Origin of the sequence: Paenibacillus litoralis (assembly GCF_046244365.1) — a bacterium.
In the GTDB taxonomy this organism is placed as follows: Bacteria; Bacillota; Bacilli; order Paenibacillales; family NBRC-103111; genus Paenibacillus_V.
Window position 1 is genome coordinate 7,039,294 of the sequence record NZ_CP176395.1, and the last position, 15,518, is coordinate 7,054,811.

The window sequence follows — 15,518 nt, forward strand, 5'->3', positions numbered from 1 at the left end:
TTGTCGAATCATTCGCTTTGAAAGCCGTTGAAGGCGATATGCTTGTCGCGGTATTCCTGCGGCGTTAAGCCGAATTCCTTCTTGAACACTTTGATCAGGTAAGGGGTGTTCAAATACCCGACTTCCTTCGTAATTTCATATATTTTCAAGTCGCTGTGCTTAATCAAATGAACGGCCTTCTCCATACGAAGCCGGTGCGAATACTCCTTGATGCCTTCGCCGGTTTCCAGCTTGAATATTTTGGACAAATAAACGGGATGAAGGTTCACCTGGTCGGAGAGCGCATACAGGGACACATTATCCGCCAGATGCGTATGGATGTAGTCTTTCACCTGCTTGACGACCGTCGCTCTGGAGCTCCGAATATCTTCCGTATTCTCCGCAGACAGCTTGCGGCACAGCCTGAACGTCCATTCCCGCATCCGGTTGACCGAAAGCAGCTTCGCTTGATCCGGCAGGCCGTCGAGTTCGCCGATTCGGTCGAACAGCTGACTCAGCGTCTCTCCGTTCGTATGCGCGTAATGGTAACAAGCGAATGCGACCGCGTGATACAGCTCCGCCAGCAGCTCCGGCGAATCGTTCCACACCCGATCGAGCTCGTCAAATACCGCACTCAGCTTACGGCCGACCTCCTCCCACCTTCCCGCCTCGAAGAGATGAATCAGAGAAGGCGGTTCATGCAGCGTTTTTAATATCGGAACCGACTGGTTCTCGATAATATCGTTCACGGTCATCAGCAAACCCACATCTTTGCCTATCCGCCTCCGCATCGTTTGGACTACGGATTGGTACCCGGCAGCCAGACCGTCCGGGAAGACGGCCGGATTGCCGATCACGATCGACACATCCCCGTGCAGGAAGCGAGAGACATGGCTCTGCAATTGGCTGCATAGACGGGAAAGCAAAGCGCCGTCCTCCCCGTCATCGGATGCTTCCTTCGCACCAAGCGTCAGTACGACATAATCATGCCTGTCTCTGCAGGACCATATCTGATAAAAGGAACCCAGCGTTTCCTCCGCCATATTCACAATCGAGTACTCGATCAGCAGCCGGTCTCGCCGATTGTACTGGGCGAACTGGCCTTCGAGCCGAATTAAGACAAGGGTGACCGAGTCGCCGGAGGAGAACGGAATGTCGATCAGCGGCAGCGCGTCTTCTTCCCCGTAGCTGCTTCCCTCGAGCAGATTGACCAGCAGCTCCGACTTCAACGCAGGCTGGTGTTCCCGGAGCAGCTGAGAGGCCCGCTGATGCAAGGCGGCTTCCTCTCCCTCCACCGTCAGCTTCCTCGTTAGCTTGCGGATCGTTTCCGTCAAGCTTGCATCGCTGACCGGCTTAAGCAAATAATCCGCCGCATCCAGCTGGAGCGCCCGCTTCGCATAGGCAAACTCCTCGTACCCGGTTAGCACGATGATTTGCGTACTGGTCGAATACTTGCGAATTTGTTCGATTAGTTGAAGGCCGTCCATACCCGGCATCCGAATATCCGTTATGACGATGTCAATGACATGGCGCTTGATGAGCTCCAGAGCCTGGCGGCCCGAATAGGCGCACAGCACTTCTTCAATGTCCAGCTCCTGCCACGGAAACGTATGGGCAAGCGTATCCACAACCGAAGGCTCGTCATCCACAATCAGCAATTGAAACATGCGGTTCTCCCTCCTCCGGCTGCAGGACGATCGTAACTTTTAATCCGCCATCCGTACCGTGCGCAAACAACAGCCCCGACTCTTTCCCGTACGTAAGCTTGATCCGCTGGTTGACATTCCATAATCCGAAACTCGATCCCCCGCCTACATTCTCGTTTTCGCTGCGATTCACGATTCTCTGCAGCTCTTCCAGCTTCACAGTTCGCATCCCGATGCCGTTATCTTCAATGAACAGCCGGTATACGCCGTCCTCTACGCTGCCTGTGATCGTCACGGTTCCTTTGCCTTCCTTCGGTTCGATTCCGTGCAGGATCGCATTCTCGACCAAGGGCTGCAGCAAAAGCCGCGGGATAACGATCTCCTTCATACGCTCCGGGACGTCGATGACATAGTCGATTCTGCGCATCCGCAAGTTCTGAATTTCCAAATAATTGACGATGACGGAAAGCTCCTCCGCAACGGTAGCCGATTGGTTGCCGAGCCGGGTCGTATAGCGAAAATAATCGCCCAGGTTCAGAGCCATGGCCACTACGGCCTCCTCGTCCCCCATTCGCGCCATGTTTTTAATAAAGAACAAGCAGTTGTACAAAAAATGCGGATTGATTTGGGATTGCAGCTGTTTGAGCACGGCTTCGCGGGAACGAAGCTGTTCCGCGACAACCTTCTCCAGCAAATCCTGAATCTGTTCGGTCATCTCGTTGAAGCGGTCGATCAGGAACACGAACTCCGCTCCCCCTTGCAGCTTCAGCCGCGCCCCGTATTCTCCGCGTTTAATCTTTTGCACGTGCCGGACGATAGCTAATATCGGGACTTGTACAGCGCGGTATAGCGTATACGAGGCGAGCAGGCTAAGCAGCAGTAGAAGCACCGTAGAGCCATAGAACAAATTGCGCGTCTTCGTGACGGGCGACAAAATGTCCTCCATCGGAACGGAATCGACCAAATACCAGCCCAAGCTGCTCAGCCCGATATAGCTCGCGAGATATTCCCTGCCGTTCATTTCGGCCGTGAAATGGATGGAGGATGCTTCCAGCTTCTCGCCGTTCAGCTTCCGGATCAAATCGTCCGAGCTCGACTTGTTTAACGTCCGGTTGGCAATCACGCCGAACTCCGGATGATAGAGGAAAGGATCGCCTTGTCCGTCCGCTTTATACTGATCCAGCATATCCTGCAAATAAGAGGGGGGGAACGATGTTCGGACGATAAGCCTGGCGGCCGACGGACTCGCGAATGCCGTAATCGGATGAACCGAGTACCAGACGAACTCCGGATCGATCGCTTTGTCGTTGGCAACGGTTCTATACTTCCACCCTTTTGCGATCTCCTTCACTAACTGTTCTTCGGTATAATAGACGGAAGAGTTGGACGTGGAAATAATCTCCTTCGTCATACGCGAGAAAACGGTAATATCCGTGTTCCATCCGCTGATGCCGGCATGGAGCGTAATGTTGTCCAAAATCATGCGCAGCAGCTTCTGCCGGTCGAAGGAGGAGCCGTCCTGATGCTGAAACTCCAGCTCCCGTATGGCGGCATCATTGGATATGGTAATGGCGTTGATGGATATTTGGTTTACCTTCTCCTCCATCTGCTGATGGAGAAACTGCAGCTGGCTCAAATTATTCCTTTTCATCTCGCCTTCAATGACGTGAACCGCCGTATGATTCGACAGAGCGAACAGCAGCACGACCGGCAGCAGGATGCCTATAATCATACTGACGATTTTGGTGAATATCGTCGCTTTTCGGTCCAACCGCGCTCACCTCTCCCCTCATATACTCCACTGTCTTCCCTTGTAGCCTTCTGTATGAGGGGGGCGATATCCTGCTGAAGATGACCGGCAACGAAGACGGGAAGGGGACTTCTCGCCTTGGAGAAGCCCCTTGTTCTTCCTTTCGTTACTTTTTCGCCGCGCTCTTATACCAGTCGTTCACTTCTTTGGTGATGGCATCGCCGCCCTGCGACTTCCAGGTTTGAACGAACTTGTCGTAAGCCTCGACCGGCTCGTCGCCGAAGACGATTTTACTGAACGTTTCCATCTCCAGCTTGTTCAAGTAATCGCCCTTATCGGTCATCGTGGCCGTCGCTCCACCCGTGAACTCGTTCATGAGACGATTCTGGCGCTGGTTCCAGACATTGCCGGACGATTGAATTTCGATTGGCGGCGCCAGCTGCGACCAATACCGTTCATACGGCGTTTCCGGTTTCCCGTTCTTCCCAAGGTTAACGAGCGCTTTAATATTTTGCGAAGGGATGCGCGGGCCTTGGTTCAACAAGCTGTAGAAGAAGACGCGGACGCCGCCGCCCGGAATTTTCGTCAGATCGTTCGTGACCTTGCCGTCTACCATATCCCAGTCATAGCCCTTGTGCCAGCCGTTCTCGAACTCGCTGCCCGCTTTCGGATCGGCAAAGTTATCGAATAAATAATTGGCGTACGTGAAGAAAATTTCCGGATTTTTCATTTCCTTGTTGATGAATGTAGCGCCGGCATAAGGATGCGTAGCGAAGTAGGAGCCTTTGCCGTTCGCTCCGACGGGAAGCACAGTCGTGGTCAGCTCGGCCTTCGGATTGTTCTTGGTCAGGTCGCCCATCGGCCAAGCTTCCGACCAGTAAGGTCCGGTGAAGCTGCCCGCTTTGCCGGCCGAAACGAAGGAACCGGCCTTCGCTTCATCCCAGACAGGCGCTTCTTGCGGGATGTAGCCTTTGGCGACCCAGCTTTTCAGCTTGGCCAAGCCTTCCTTGACGCCAGGCTGGACGGAGCCGTATGCAAGCGTTCCGTCCGCCTGCTTGGTCCACATTCCCGGAATCGAGCCATACGAGCCGAACAGCCAGCTGACGCCGAAATGGTTGCCGTACGACTTCTTAAACCCGACGGAAAGGCCGAACGTATTCTTCTGTCCGTCGCCGTCCGGGTCTTGATTCGTAAACGCATCCAGCACCTTCTCGTATTCGTCGATCGTTTTGGGCGCCGTCAAATTCAGCTTCTTCATCCAGTCGCCGCGCAGCCAAAGAACCGGATCGTTGTTGTAATCGTAATCCAGCTGCGGGATGCCGTAGCGCTTGCCGTCCTTGGAAAATTCGTACCAGACGGTCGGATCCTCGCTCATCGCTTTCTTCCAGGTTTCGCTTGCGTATTTGTCGAACAGGGCGCCCGCATCCTGGAAGCGGCCGGACTCAATAAGCAAACGCGCCATTTCCCCCGTTGCATTCACGACATCCGGCATCGGCTCGTTGGCGGAGAGCGCCAGCTTCAGCTTCGTATCGTAGGCATTGTTCGTATTCACGACGGACCACAGGTTTTTGATCTCGATGCCCAGCTTGTCCTTAACCCAACGCGAATGCACGTTATCGTCGATCGTTTCGCCGTTCTTGAAGGTGGCTGCCGCCGGGAGACCTCTAACCGTGGTAATCGTTACGGGAGGATCGAACTTTCCGTTTGCCGTTTGAACCGCCGGCTTCTCCTCGTTCTTGCCTTTGCCGCTGCCCGACGAGCATCCGATCGATGCACCCGCCATGGTGACAGCCAGTGCTGTCAGCATCACTTGTTTCGCTTTTAAACGCACGCGTGCTTCCCCCTGTACTTGTTAGGATTGTGCTTACAACCAAATCGTATAGGAATCGCCCCGGCAGGGAAATAACACATTCTCAATACGGCATATGCTTTTTTAAACATTGCGGAATCCTCTTCATACGGCCTTTACAAAACATAACGGGGAGTTAAGAAAACGGTATATAGCCCAATTCGGGGCTATGCTAGAATGGGGGCGACTGCTCATAAAACCCGCAAAGAGGTGTATCGCGATGAATTCTGGCACTCCTCCGGTAGCTTCGCTTCAACCGGTTCGCAGAACGTTTTTGAGAAACATGCGCAAAACTTGGGTGTTTCATTTTATGCTGCTGCCCGCTGTCGTTTTGGCTCTGCTCTTTCATTATTTGCCCATGCTCGGCGTGGTCATCGCTTTTCAGGAATACAAGCCTTACCTGGGCTTCAGCGGCTCCGATTGGGTCGGCTTGAAGCATTTTCATGCGATCTTCGAACGGGCGGACAGCGTTCAGGTCATTTGGAATACGCTGCTGATCGCCTCGCTTAAGATCGGATTCATGGTCGTCGTTCCGGTTGCATTCGCCCTGCTGCTGAACGAGGTGCGCAAAATGGCGTTCAAGCGCGTCGTGCAGACGCTCGTCTACCTGCCCCATTTTCTCTCTTGGGTTATCCTGTCGGCGATTCTTGTCGATCTTCTTTCGCCCGAAGGGGGGCTTATCAACCGCGTGCTGCACAATTGGTTCGGCCTCGAGCCCATTTTCTTTCTAGGGAAAGGCGATTGGTTCCGCTTCACCCTGGTGACGAGCGAAGTGTGGAAAGAGTTCGGGTTCAGCACGATCATTTATTTGGCGTCCCTCGCCGGCATTAATCCCGAGCTGTATGAAGCCGCGGAGGTCGACGGCGCCTCCAGATGGAAACAAACGATGCATATCACCCTACCGGGACTCGTTCCGATTATGACGGTATGCGCTACCTTATCGCTAAGCAGCATTCTCAGCGCCGGCTTCGACCAAGTGTACAACCTGTACAACCCGCTCGTCTATGACAAGGGAGACATTATCGACACCTACGTGTACCGGGTCGGCATTCTAAGCCAGAAGCTCAGCTTCGCGACCGCGATCGGACTATTCAAATCCGTCGTAAGCTGCATCCTGATCCTGGCTGTTTACCGACTCGCGCTCAAAACCGCCAATTACCGGATTTTCTGAGGAGGGTTTCCTTTGTATCACAAGACGTTGTCCTACCGCTTATTCACCGTGTTCAACTATATATTTTTGGCCCTTATCGCTTTTCTTTGCTTGCTTCCCCTGATCCATACGCTCGCCGTATCCTTCAGCGGACGCGCGCCGGCCAACGCCAATCTGGTCGGGCTGATTCCGATCGATTTCACCTTGGACGCCTATAAGAAAACGCTGAGCAACCCGAATTTCCTCCACTCGTTATGGGTTTCCGTACAGCGTACATTGCTCGGTACCGTCATTTCCATGGCCGTCATCTTTCTTGCCGCCTATCCTTTGTCCAAGGATGTTTTGATTTTCAAAAGCAGGACATGGTATTCCTGGTTTTTCGTCCTTACGCTGCTGTTCAGCGGCGGTCTGGTACCCACCTACATTACGATCCAAAAGCTCGGCCTAATGTACTCGATGTGGGCTTTGATTTTGCCCGGGGCCATTGACGTGTGGCTCCTCGTCCTGCTGCTCAACTTCTTCCGCAGCATCCCGAAGGCGCTCGAAGAAGCCGCCTTGATCGACGGGGCCGGGCAGATGAAGATACTTACTCACATTTATATTCCCTTATCTTTGCCTGCGATTGCAACCCTCTCTTTGTTCAAAATGGTCGGCCACTGGAACGCTTGGTTCGACGGCTTAATCTATTTGAAGAGCATCGGCGACTACCCGCTGGCCACGTTCCTGCAAACGATTCTGATTCAAATCGACTCGACGCAGCTCTCCTCGCTGGGACGCGAGCTGGAGAACATCTCCAACAATACCGTAAAAGCCGCGCAAATCTTCATCGGAGCGCTGCCGATTCTGACGGTCTATCCGTTCCTGCAAAAATATTTCGTCAAAGGCATGGTCGTCGGATCGGTGAAGGAGTAGGAGTAGGAGTAGGAGTAGGAGTCGGCGTTGGAGTTGGAGTTGGAGTTGGAGCTGTGATTCCTTGGGGAGGGGGAGCAACTTTGCTGACGTATATCTGATCATGGCCATTCATGTGATTGTTTAGTTGAATGACAACAACGGCTGACACGAAAAAAGCCGCCCATCGGGCGACTTTATACGGGAGCCGATATGCCGCGGCATGCGGGCCGGCTACGGAATTCGAAGCGCCTGCCGAAGGATCGGCTGAAGTCGATCGGCCATCTGCCGGAAGCCGATGTCGTTCGGATGAAGGCCGTCCACGTAGCCGCCCTCGTCTCCCGGGCCGATCAAGCTGCAACCGTCGACGGTATACACATACCGGTCTCCCTGAGCGACCGCTTCCTCATACGCGCTCCTTATGGTCGTTCTCATTCCTCCGTATTTAGCCTGCGTTTGCTTGTCATACCGTTCGCTGCTGGAATAGAGCGGTGAAACCATAAGGATCGGCGTTTCCGGCCGAAGCGATCGCAGCTGTTGGTAAAAAGGAGCGTACACAGCCTCCAGCTCCGCTGCGGTCGGGAGATTGACATGGAAATCGAGCACGTAGCTAGCCGCATCGATTTCAGCCAGCAGCGAGCAGACGGACGGCTCCCCTTTGCCACTGCCGTTGAAGCCTAGGTTCACCGCATCGACGTTCAATTCCCGTGACAAAACCGGCACGTAGCCGTTGCCCGGCCTGCTTGCGCACCCGCCTTGCGTAATCGAGCTGCCGTAGAAAACAACCGGCTTGTCTAAAGCATACGGCGCCGGCGCTGCGAATGAAGCCTCTTCGTCAAGTCCGATTTCCAACATGTCCAAATCATTGTACGTGGGCAGGTAAAGCGTGAACTCCCTCATTTCTGCCCCGGAGCCTGTTCGCCCAGATGATGATCGACATCATCCGCTCCGCTCCGTCGGCCTCCGCAGCTGCATACGACTTCCCGAAACAAACGCCGGACGATCTGCGGACGAACGTCATCGACGCGTTTTTCGCATCGCACTATAACGGCGATATTAAGGAAGAAGATCTGGCGAGACAGCTCAATTTCAGTACAAGGCAGCTCAACCGCATTTTGAACGAACGGTATCGCGCTTCCTTCCGGCGAAAGCTGCTGGAAACCAGGATGAAGGTCGCCATGGATCTGCTCCAAAATACGGATATGCCGATTTCACATATTGCCGAACACGTCGGCTACCAGACGCCCGGAAGCTTTCAAACCGCCTTCAAAACGAATGTCGGCATCACTCCCCTCGCTTTTAGACAAGGATAAACGCCTACCGGCGTCTTTGACGCCGGCGTTTACCGAGATTTAGAGCCACTTCTACGATATACTTGCTGATCAATCAAGGATAAACGCCTACCGGCGTCTTTGACGCCGGCGTTTACCGAGATAGAGCCACTTCTACGATATGCTTGCTGATCAATCAAGGATAAACGGCTGCGCCGACCTGTAAGGGCAGGCGCATTTACCTTTAAGTTGAACAATCAGCGGAGCATACACTTTCTGAAAAAAATTCAATAAAACCCAAAGGCTTATTCTCCTTTGGGTTTCATTATAGTTAGGGATATGCAGCCGCAACAATGCGCCGACAAGACGTCATCTCTGCAAAAACGGCTTGATCTCAAACGATGCGCCCCCTCCGCTGCTATGACGTGCTCGCCGCTTCCAGCTGGGGGGTATTCGAGCAAGCCCTGCCTACTATAGCTTTACCTCCAGCTTGATTCCGACTATCGGCTTTCCCTCATGATCCGTCTGTACATTGGAGTCAAACGGCTTGAAGCCAAGCTTCGTATAAGAACAACAGGGCGTCCGTATTAGTGCTATGACCGCTGGCGTGAGCTTACAAAAAGAGGCCATCCCTCTGCCATTTTTATGGCTTTCGGGATGGCCTCTTCTATATGGTTTCTTATAGTTCCCCGATAAGCTGGGGTGATGTACAAAAATAAAGATCTTTAATGAGAATGTAGGATTTATAACGGTTTGTGAGAATTTCGAAAACGAAAAATAAAAAATAAGTTCTTTAATCCTTTGTCAGTTATTCCGGATTGGCGTTAATTTGGGAAAAATAAAGTCCTTTAATTGAATACCTGATTTTACCAAAAGGGAAATCCAAGACCGAAAAAGTGGCCTTGGATTCTCAAGATTCAAACAATCTTCTCTAAACTTTCTCCCTCATCGAGGCTGTAAAATTCTTTGTGTAAACTCTCAAACCTAATACAATAGAGTTACTAGGAAGGGTTGGGAGAGAAAACGCGCCTGCTCCGCGCAAGGAATGAGCCGACAGAGCTGCTCCGCGACTTCGCATTCAAGCGGATGCGGATGGCCGAAAACGATGCCTTGAAGCAGCTGCTCCCGGATGGCGTCGTCTACCGCGGGGAATTGATAGCCGAGCGTGATCGGCCCCAATCCGTTACGAAAATCGATATATTCGTTGCCGTCGGCGTCCCATACCCTGCAGCCCTTTCCCTTAATAATAACGCCCGGCTCTTCGGGTGCCGCGACCGGAGCTTTCGAACACGTGCTTGAGCCCCATGGGATGCGGTGTTCAAGTCTTTTCGTCCAAGCGATTGACGCCTCTCTTCTCAATAGGCCGCCCCCTACATTACTCTTGTGAATTAACCGAGCATGAACAAAAGTGAATATTTCAAATTACGAAAACCGCCCGGCGGACAGCGTCGCCGAGGAAATCGCCGCGTCGACTATGCGATCGTGCATTATGTCGTAGTAAATAAGCGGCGGATCAACGGCGAGCTGATAAGTTCCTCCCATGAACGTGGCATACTCGTCTGGGCGATGATACTCGGCAACGGCACGTTTTCCACTGAAGGGTGTCCGGACGCCGGCCCCACTGGCGGTAAGCGACGGCTACGAACGGGGACCTACGGTGGAAAAATGGAGCGGTCCGAAGTTGTATCTGAACTCTTCTGGTAGTCCCACCCAAGGTTCAAACCTGCATTCGCGTACGCACATTTTTTTATAGTCCCAGCATAAATTCGACGACTTTATCACTGTAGCCCGGCAATTGTTCGTGACCGAAATCCGGGTACAGTTCGTACGATTTCGGAGCCAATATTTTATTATAAGCCGCGAACTGGGTGGAGGGCGGGCAAATCGTATCCATTAAACCGACCCCCATCAACACTTTACCGCGAATTCGGTGGGCCAAATATTGCAAATCGATATACCCGAGCCTCTCGAAAATCTTCTCTTCACGCTTATGCTGTGGATCAAAATGGCGGAAAAACGTTTGCAGTTCTGCATACGCGTTCGCTGCCAAATCCATTTCCCACACTCGTTTAAAGTCGCATAGGAACGGGTAAATCGGTGCCACCCGTTTAATTCGCGGCTCCAGGGCGGCGCAGGCAATCGTCAGCGCTCCGCCCTGCGAGTCTCCCATTGCGCCTACCCGCGACGGATCGACCTCGGGCAGGGTCATCACGATACTAGCAAGCTGAGCGGCGTCCAGATAAATATGACGGAACAGCAGATTATCCGGATGATGATCGTCCAGGCCGCGGACAATATGGCCGTGATAAGTCGTCCCCTTCACACCGCCTTTATCCTCGGAATATCCGCCTTGCCCGCGAGCGTCCATCGCAATCACCGAAAAACCGAGCGATGCATAGATAAGCTTGTCGCTCCAATCGCCGCTGTTTTTCGAGTAGCCGTGAAATTGGATAACGGCCGGGTGCGGTTCTTGCACGTTTTTCGGGCGTATGTATTTGGCATGGATGCGAGCGCCGCGGACACCCGTGAAATATAGATCGAAGCAATCGACTGAAGGCACCTGAAAAGCGCTCGGAACCAACTCGACGGCCGAATCGACCGCATGCATTTCGGCAAGCGCGCGCTCCCAGTAAGTGTCAAAGTCGGCCGGACGCGGGTTGAGGCCTTCGTAAGTCAGCAATTGTTCAAGCGGCATATCGACCAATGGCATGTCCCGTTTCATCCTCTCATTGGAAGCGGTTTGTCCGAAGCAAGCTCGAATGGCGACGCTTAACGGTCGGGCTCGCGCCATGCACAGGCCATTCAAATGCGCTTTGCTTAATGGGATGCAAGCCGTCAGTTGTTTTCCGCTTCCAACCCGGCAACCGTCCAGTTTGTCATTTCCGTGCTAATGATTGTTTCGATCTCGGGATCGAACGGTGCCGGCAAGCCGAAGTACAAGGTCGACTCCAGTGCCTCGTAACCGCCTTCTTCCAGCTGCTTGGCAGTAGGAACGTACCCGATCATGCCGTTGCTGTACGGGATCGGCAATATCCGGCTTCCGACATGCTCTTTCAATAACAGCCCATATTCCACGACAACCTCGCTGTTCATGGCCAGGAAAGAAAGTCCGTGTCCGATCGTCAACAGCGTCAGCTCAAACGCTACATGCGGTACAAATTTGTGCGGCGCTTCAAGCAATAATCGGCTCCATTCGCCTTCGACGCCGTCATTTTCCTTCTTATCCTCCAGCTCCTGCAAGGTAGGAAGCTTCTGGAGAGGTAGTGAGACCGCCTTTCTGACAAAACCCAAAGGTGATGGAGGCACAGCGGCCATCGGACGAGCCAGAATGCCCAGAACGGCTTCGGCAAACTTGCTTCCCAATTGTCGCACTTCGGAATCGTCGCCAAAGCAAAATCTACCCTCCATGCCCGGATTGATATCTCCGCAGCAGCCTTGGAGGAAGGCCGCTATGGCGCCTTCTCCCATAGCTTCTTCGAGCTGCTCCATGGCGACTCCCGTGAACTCGCACGAAACAAGATTTTCCCTCGTAACGACAGGATGACATGTATAATGAACCAGTAACGCTCGGGGTTCGCCATGCTCCGTCACGAACCGGATGACATTAACATCAGGATCCGTCGGTCCTTCCAGGTTCGGCGACATTTGTGCGCTTAGACGCCGATTGACCCCGATATCACAACAGCCGATTCCTCTCTCGATGGCGACCGGCTCCAGCCGCGAACCCGCGCGCTCGATGCCTTCCACCATTTTGGACTCCATATCCCGAATATAGTCCGCGTCAAATTCACCGAGCAAAGGCGTGAACAGGCTGCTCGTCTGTGGTCCGGAATGCGTATGTGTCCCATGGAAAATAATCGCATCTTCTTCGATTCCCCATCGTCTCGCGATTTGTTCCTTCAAACCCCGAACACGATCGGTGCCCCACCAAATCAAGTCTGCCGAAATGAGCAGTGCCTTTTGTCCGTTTCTGGCTTCGTCCTCCTGCTGAAACAGAAAGATACGTGCAAACAAAGGATGCGATACTCCCTCACAGGGGCCGAGCTCTTTTCTTGAGGAGAATCCGGCTAACGGAACCGGAAATTTCGGCGTAATATCGATTTTCGCAGTACCGAGCTTCAATAATGGGTGCATGTTGTTCGCCCCTATTCCGCGGTTTGGTGGTTAGTCCAACTTGTAAGGCGTGGCATCGCTAGCGCCCGAATGTCCCAAATTCGTATTCTGTTTCCATTTCCGTTAGCCCTCTCGCTTAATTTCAGTTCAAATCTTGACTCCCCACTCATACGAGAGTGGAATCCGGAACGCATCGGTTTCATTGAAGTCGTAAATGTAGCCCCGGGAAAAATCATGATCGTCCACCCAACGCCGGATAGCCGAACCGGTCGATTCCTTTTTTGCAAATGGGACAGCCTAAGACCTGGTTTACTCCGTAGCTTCGAGGAAGCGCCTGCGTCGTGACGAGATCCCATAGATAATCACAGCCGTATTCCAAGTAAGTATCCGCCATTTCAACCGTCTGCTGGCCGATCTCTTTCGCCCACGCATACCGATTGATGTTTTTGCGTGCATTAGCGATCTTATCCTCTGAATAGAACGTGCGTGCATTTTTATAATAGGCAGGTCCGTTCATCGGCAGTTGTCCTTTCCATGTTCTAATCAACGCACGTAAACACCATTATTGCCAGGGCATCTGACCGATGATCCGGCACAGGGCTATCAAGGGCGGGAGCCCGCGGACGCATGAACAACCTTCCTAATCCCACTTGCGATGTCATGAATATCCTTCTCTTCCGCCAAAAGTGCAGCTTGACCGAGCCAGATCACCTCTCCGCAGACACGCTCGCATACCGGGCAAGCAAAGAGGCGCTCCTCTCCTTCAAATTCCCTCGTCGCGCCGATGATCGCCTTGTTGGCGTTTAGCGGGACATACCCGGCACTGACCGGTATGCCCTCCGCATTCACCTGACGGATAAAGTCGTTTTTGGCGACCCGTTCGATCAACTCGGGAGCAAGCCTGAACATGTATAGGTGGTTGGCATGGCGCGTGATTCTTGCATCCTGATTCATCAGGCGGATGCCGTCGATCCCGCCCAGCAGTTCGTTAAGCAGCCTAGCGTTGATTTCCCTCTTCCGCATCTGCTCATCCAGGCGGGACATTTGCGCCAAAATTAGGGCCGCCTGCAGCTCCGTCATCCTGTAATTTTGACCGACCCGGTCATGCTGGTACCATGCGCCGTTCGGAACTCGCCCTACATTGCAAATCGACCAAGCTCTTTCCCATAATTCCTTATCGTTTGTTACGATCGCGCCGCCCTCGCCCGAATTCAAATTTTTGCTGGATTGAAAGCTGAACGTCCCAAGATCGCCGATCGCGCCGACTCCCGTGCCTTCCCACTTAGCCCCGACCGCCTGGGCGGCATCCTCGATGACCTTCAGCTTATGCTTTGCGGCGATCTCCTTGATTCGGCTCATGTTGGCGGGCGCCCCTGCGATATGGACCGCGATGATTGCCTTCGTTCGGGGCGTAATGGCTTGCTCTACCTTGTCCGGATCGATGAGCAGCGTATCTTCCTCAATATCAGCAAAGACGGGAATAACCCCGTAGGCGAGCGCTGCCGTCGCCGTTGCAATAAACGTATAAGGAGGCACGATGACCTCATCACCCGGCTTGACTCCCGCAGCTTGCAGCGCAACCGTAATGGCCACCGTCCCGTTGACGACGCTTACGGCATACGCGGCATCCTGCAGGCGGGCAATTTGCTTCTCCATTTCCGGAAGCTTCTCCGAGAATGTCTTGGAAATCACGCTTCCCGTTCCTCCCCATTTGCCTGAACGAACGACATCCAGAACCATTTGCTCCTCCAACTCGTCAAAAATAGGCCACGATGGGAACGCTTCCGTTCGAACGGGCTTCCCTCCATTGACTGCCAATCTATCCATGTTGACACCCTTTCCCCATTATTGTCCCTGCAGACAGTAAATTCATAGTCAGCGCCCCCGGATAAAAGGTTCCAGCGAGCAAGGCGCTTGGCTTGCCAGCGATTCGCAGGCGGCCAAAGCAGCCGCTGTCGCGCGAAAGCCGTCCAGCCCTGTAAGAGGCACTGCCTTGTTTTCCAGCAAAGCGCGAACGAAGTCATGAATCAGCATATGCTCGCCGGTATCCCCCCAATAACTCCATACCGTTTTGCTGTTGCAGTCGCTATAGAGCCGGGTGGCTTGGGTGAACGCGTTCAGAGTCAGAGCTCCCTTCGTGCCGATGATTTCCATCGTCATCTCCTTCCGGATCGGATACGACTCGGGCAAACACCAGCTTGTGTCCAGCACAGCCTTCACATCGTTATCGAATGCCACATGCAAAATCGCGGCATCCTCTTGAATAAAAGACCATGCTTCCGCGTATACGTTTACCGGCTCCGCATGCAGTAGCCAGCTCAGCAAATCAAGAGCATGGACGCCTTGGTCCATAACGGCCCCACCGCCGGATACGGACGCGTCCAATAAACAGCCTGCGGGCCGTTGTGCGCGGCTTGCAGCTTTGACGGTCTGAACGGTTCCCAGCCTCCCGCTCTCCAGAACCGCTTTCGCTTCCAAAACGGAAGGCAAGTATCGATAAGGGAACGCTGTCATCAGTTGAACGTTATTCGCAGCGCAAGCCTCCAGCATTTCCCGCATTTCCTCCTGGTTCAGGCCGAGCGGCTCCCCACACAGCACATGCTTTCTCGCACTGGCCGCTGTTTTGACATGCATGGCATGATGCTTCGTTTCCGAACCCACAATCACCGCATCGACATCCGCCGCCAGAAGTTGTTCGCACGCCGAATAAGCTCGGATGCCGTACCGGGATTGCAAGGCGGTCATCCGTTCTTTACACGTGTCATATATCCCGACCACTTCTGCATCGTCCCGCTCAAGAAGCTGCTCCAGGCAGTTGCTCGCCTGCGGGTGGGCCATGCCGATCAGTCCCAGCTTCAATCGGAGCATCCGC

The 15,518-nt window shown here is 53.5% G+C and carries 13 protein-coding genes; 3 read left to right on the top strand and 10 right to left on the bottom strand.

Translation table 11 applies throughout. The features are described from left to right. Positions 1 to 8: 8 nt before the first annotated feature. The 3 genes from ACKGJP_RS29585 to ACKGJP_RS29595 all read right to left on the bottom strand — a co-directional run bounded on the left by ACKGJP_RS29585 (position 9) and on the right by ACKGJP_RS29595 (position 5,206). Positions 9 to 1,646 (bottom strand): response regulator, encoded by a 1,638-nt coding sequence (locus tag ACKGJP_RS29585; RefSeq protein ID WP_409342359.1) that lies wholly within the window; start codon positions 1,644 to 1,646, stop codon positions 9 to 11. Continuing rightward, a complete protein-coding gene (locus ACKGJP_RS29590; RefSeq protein ID WP_409342360.1) occupies positions 1,621 to 3,396 on the bottom strand; it encodes a sensor histidine kinase in 1,776 nt (591 codons plus the stop codon). Before ACKGJP_RS29590 ends, ACKGJP_RS29585 begins: the two co-directional genes overlap by 26 nt. 145 nt (positions 3,397 to 3,541) lie before the next feature. Then, positions 3,542 to 5,206: a sugar ABC transporter gene (locus ACKGJP_RS29595; protein ID WP_409342361.1), complete on the bottom strand. Its 1,665-nt coding sequence runs from the start codon at positions 5,204 to 5,206 to the stop codon at positions 3,542 to 3,544. 238 nt (positions 5,207 to 5,444) lie between these two features. On the opposite strand from ACKGJP_RS29595, the gene ACKGJP_RS29600 reads away from it, so the two are divergent. Further along, complete coding sequence (locus tag ACKGJP_RS29600) at positions 5,445 to 6,395, top strand: ABC transporter permease (RefSeq protein WP_409342362.1); 951 nt, start codon at positions 5,445 to 5,447, stop codon at positions 6,393 to 6,395. Positions 6,396 to 6,407: 12 nt separating this feature from the next. Continuing rightward, positions 6,408 to 7,286 (top strand): carbohydrate ABC transporter permease, encoded by an 879-nt coding sequence (locus ACKGJP_RS29605; RefSeq protein WP_409342363.1) that lies wholly within the window; start codon positions 6,408 to 6,410, stop codon positions 7,284 to 7,286. Between the two features lie 210 nt (positions 7,287 to 7,496). Here the strand turns inward: ACKGJP_RS29605 and ACKGJP_RS29610 are convergent, their stop codons facing one another. Then, complete coding sequence (locus ACKGJP_RS29610; protein WP_409342364.1) at positions 7,497 to 8,162, bottom strand: SGNH/GDSL hydrolase family protein; 666 nt, start codon at positions 8,160 to 8,162, stop codon at positions 7,497 to 7,499. 26 nt (positions 8,163 to 8,188) lie between these two features. On the opposite strand from ACKGJP_RS29610, the gene ACKGJP_RS29615 reads away from it, so the two are divergent. Beyond that, positions 8,189 to 8,575 carry a helix-turn-helix transcriptional regulator gene (locus ACKGJP_RS29615; protein ID WP_409342365.1) on the top strand — a complete coding sequence of 129 codons (387 nt, stop codon included), beginning with the start codon at positions 8,189 to 8,191 and terminating at the stop codon, positions 8,573 to 8,575. A 942-nt stretch (positions 8,576 to 9,517) separates the two neighbouring features. On the opposite strand, the gene ACKGJP_RS29620 is transcribed toward ACKGJP_RS29615, so the two are convergent. The 6 genes from ACKGJP_RS29620 to ACKGJP_RS29645 all read right to left on the bottom strand — a co-directional run bounded on the left by ACKGJP_RS29620 (position 9,518) and on the right by ACKGJP_RS29645 (position 15,514). Next, positions 9,518 to 9,892: an aminotransferase class III-fold pyridoxal phosphate-dependent enzyme gene (locus tag ACKGJP_RS29620; protein ID WP_409342366.1), complete on the bottom strand. Its 375-nt coding sequence runs from the start codon at positions 9,890 to 9,892 to the stop codon at positions 9,518 to 9,520. 388 nt (positions 9,893 to 10,280) lie between these two features. Continuing rightward, on the bottom strand, positions 10,281 to 11,243 hold the full coding sequence (locus tag ACKGJP_RS29625) for an acetylxylan esterase (RefSeq protein ID WP_409342367.1): 963 nt from the start codon (positions 11,241 to 11,243) through the stop codon (positions 10,281 to 10,283). 125 nt (positions 11,244 to 11,368) lie between these two features. Continuing rightward, positions 11,369 to 12,667 carry a neutral/alkaline non-lysosomal ceramidase N-terminal domain-containing protein gene (locus ACKGJP_RS29630; protein WP_409342368.1) on the bottom strand — a complete coding sequence of 433 codons (1,299 nt, stop codon included), beginning with the start codon at positions 12,665 to 12,667 and terminating at the stop codon, positions 11,369 to 11,371. Between the two features lie 211 nt (positions 12,668 to 12,878). Further along, entirely contained in the window at positions 12,879 to 13,193 is a 315-nt protein-coding gene (locus ACKGJP_RS29635) for a hypothetical protein (protein WP_409342369.1), read from the bottom strand. 56 nt (positions 13,194 to 13,249) lie between these two features. Continuing rightward, positions 13,250 to 14,473: a DegT/DnrJ/EryC1/StrS family aminotransferase gene (locus ACKGJP_RS29640; RefSeq protein WP_409342370.1), complete on the bottom strand. Its 1,224-nt coding sequence runs from the start codon at positions 14,471 to 14,473 to the stop codon at positions 13,250 to 13,252. Positions 14,474 to 14,521: 48 nt separating this feature from the next. Further along, a complete protein-coding gene (locus ACKGJP_RS29645) occupies positions 14,522 to 15,514 on the bottom strand; it encodes a Gfo/Idh/MocA family protein (RefSeq protein WP_409342371.1) in 993 nt (330 codons plus the stop codon). Between the last annotated feature and the right edge of the window lie 4 nt (positions 15,515 to 15,518).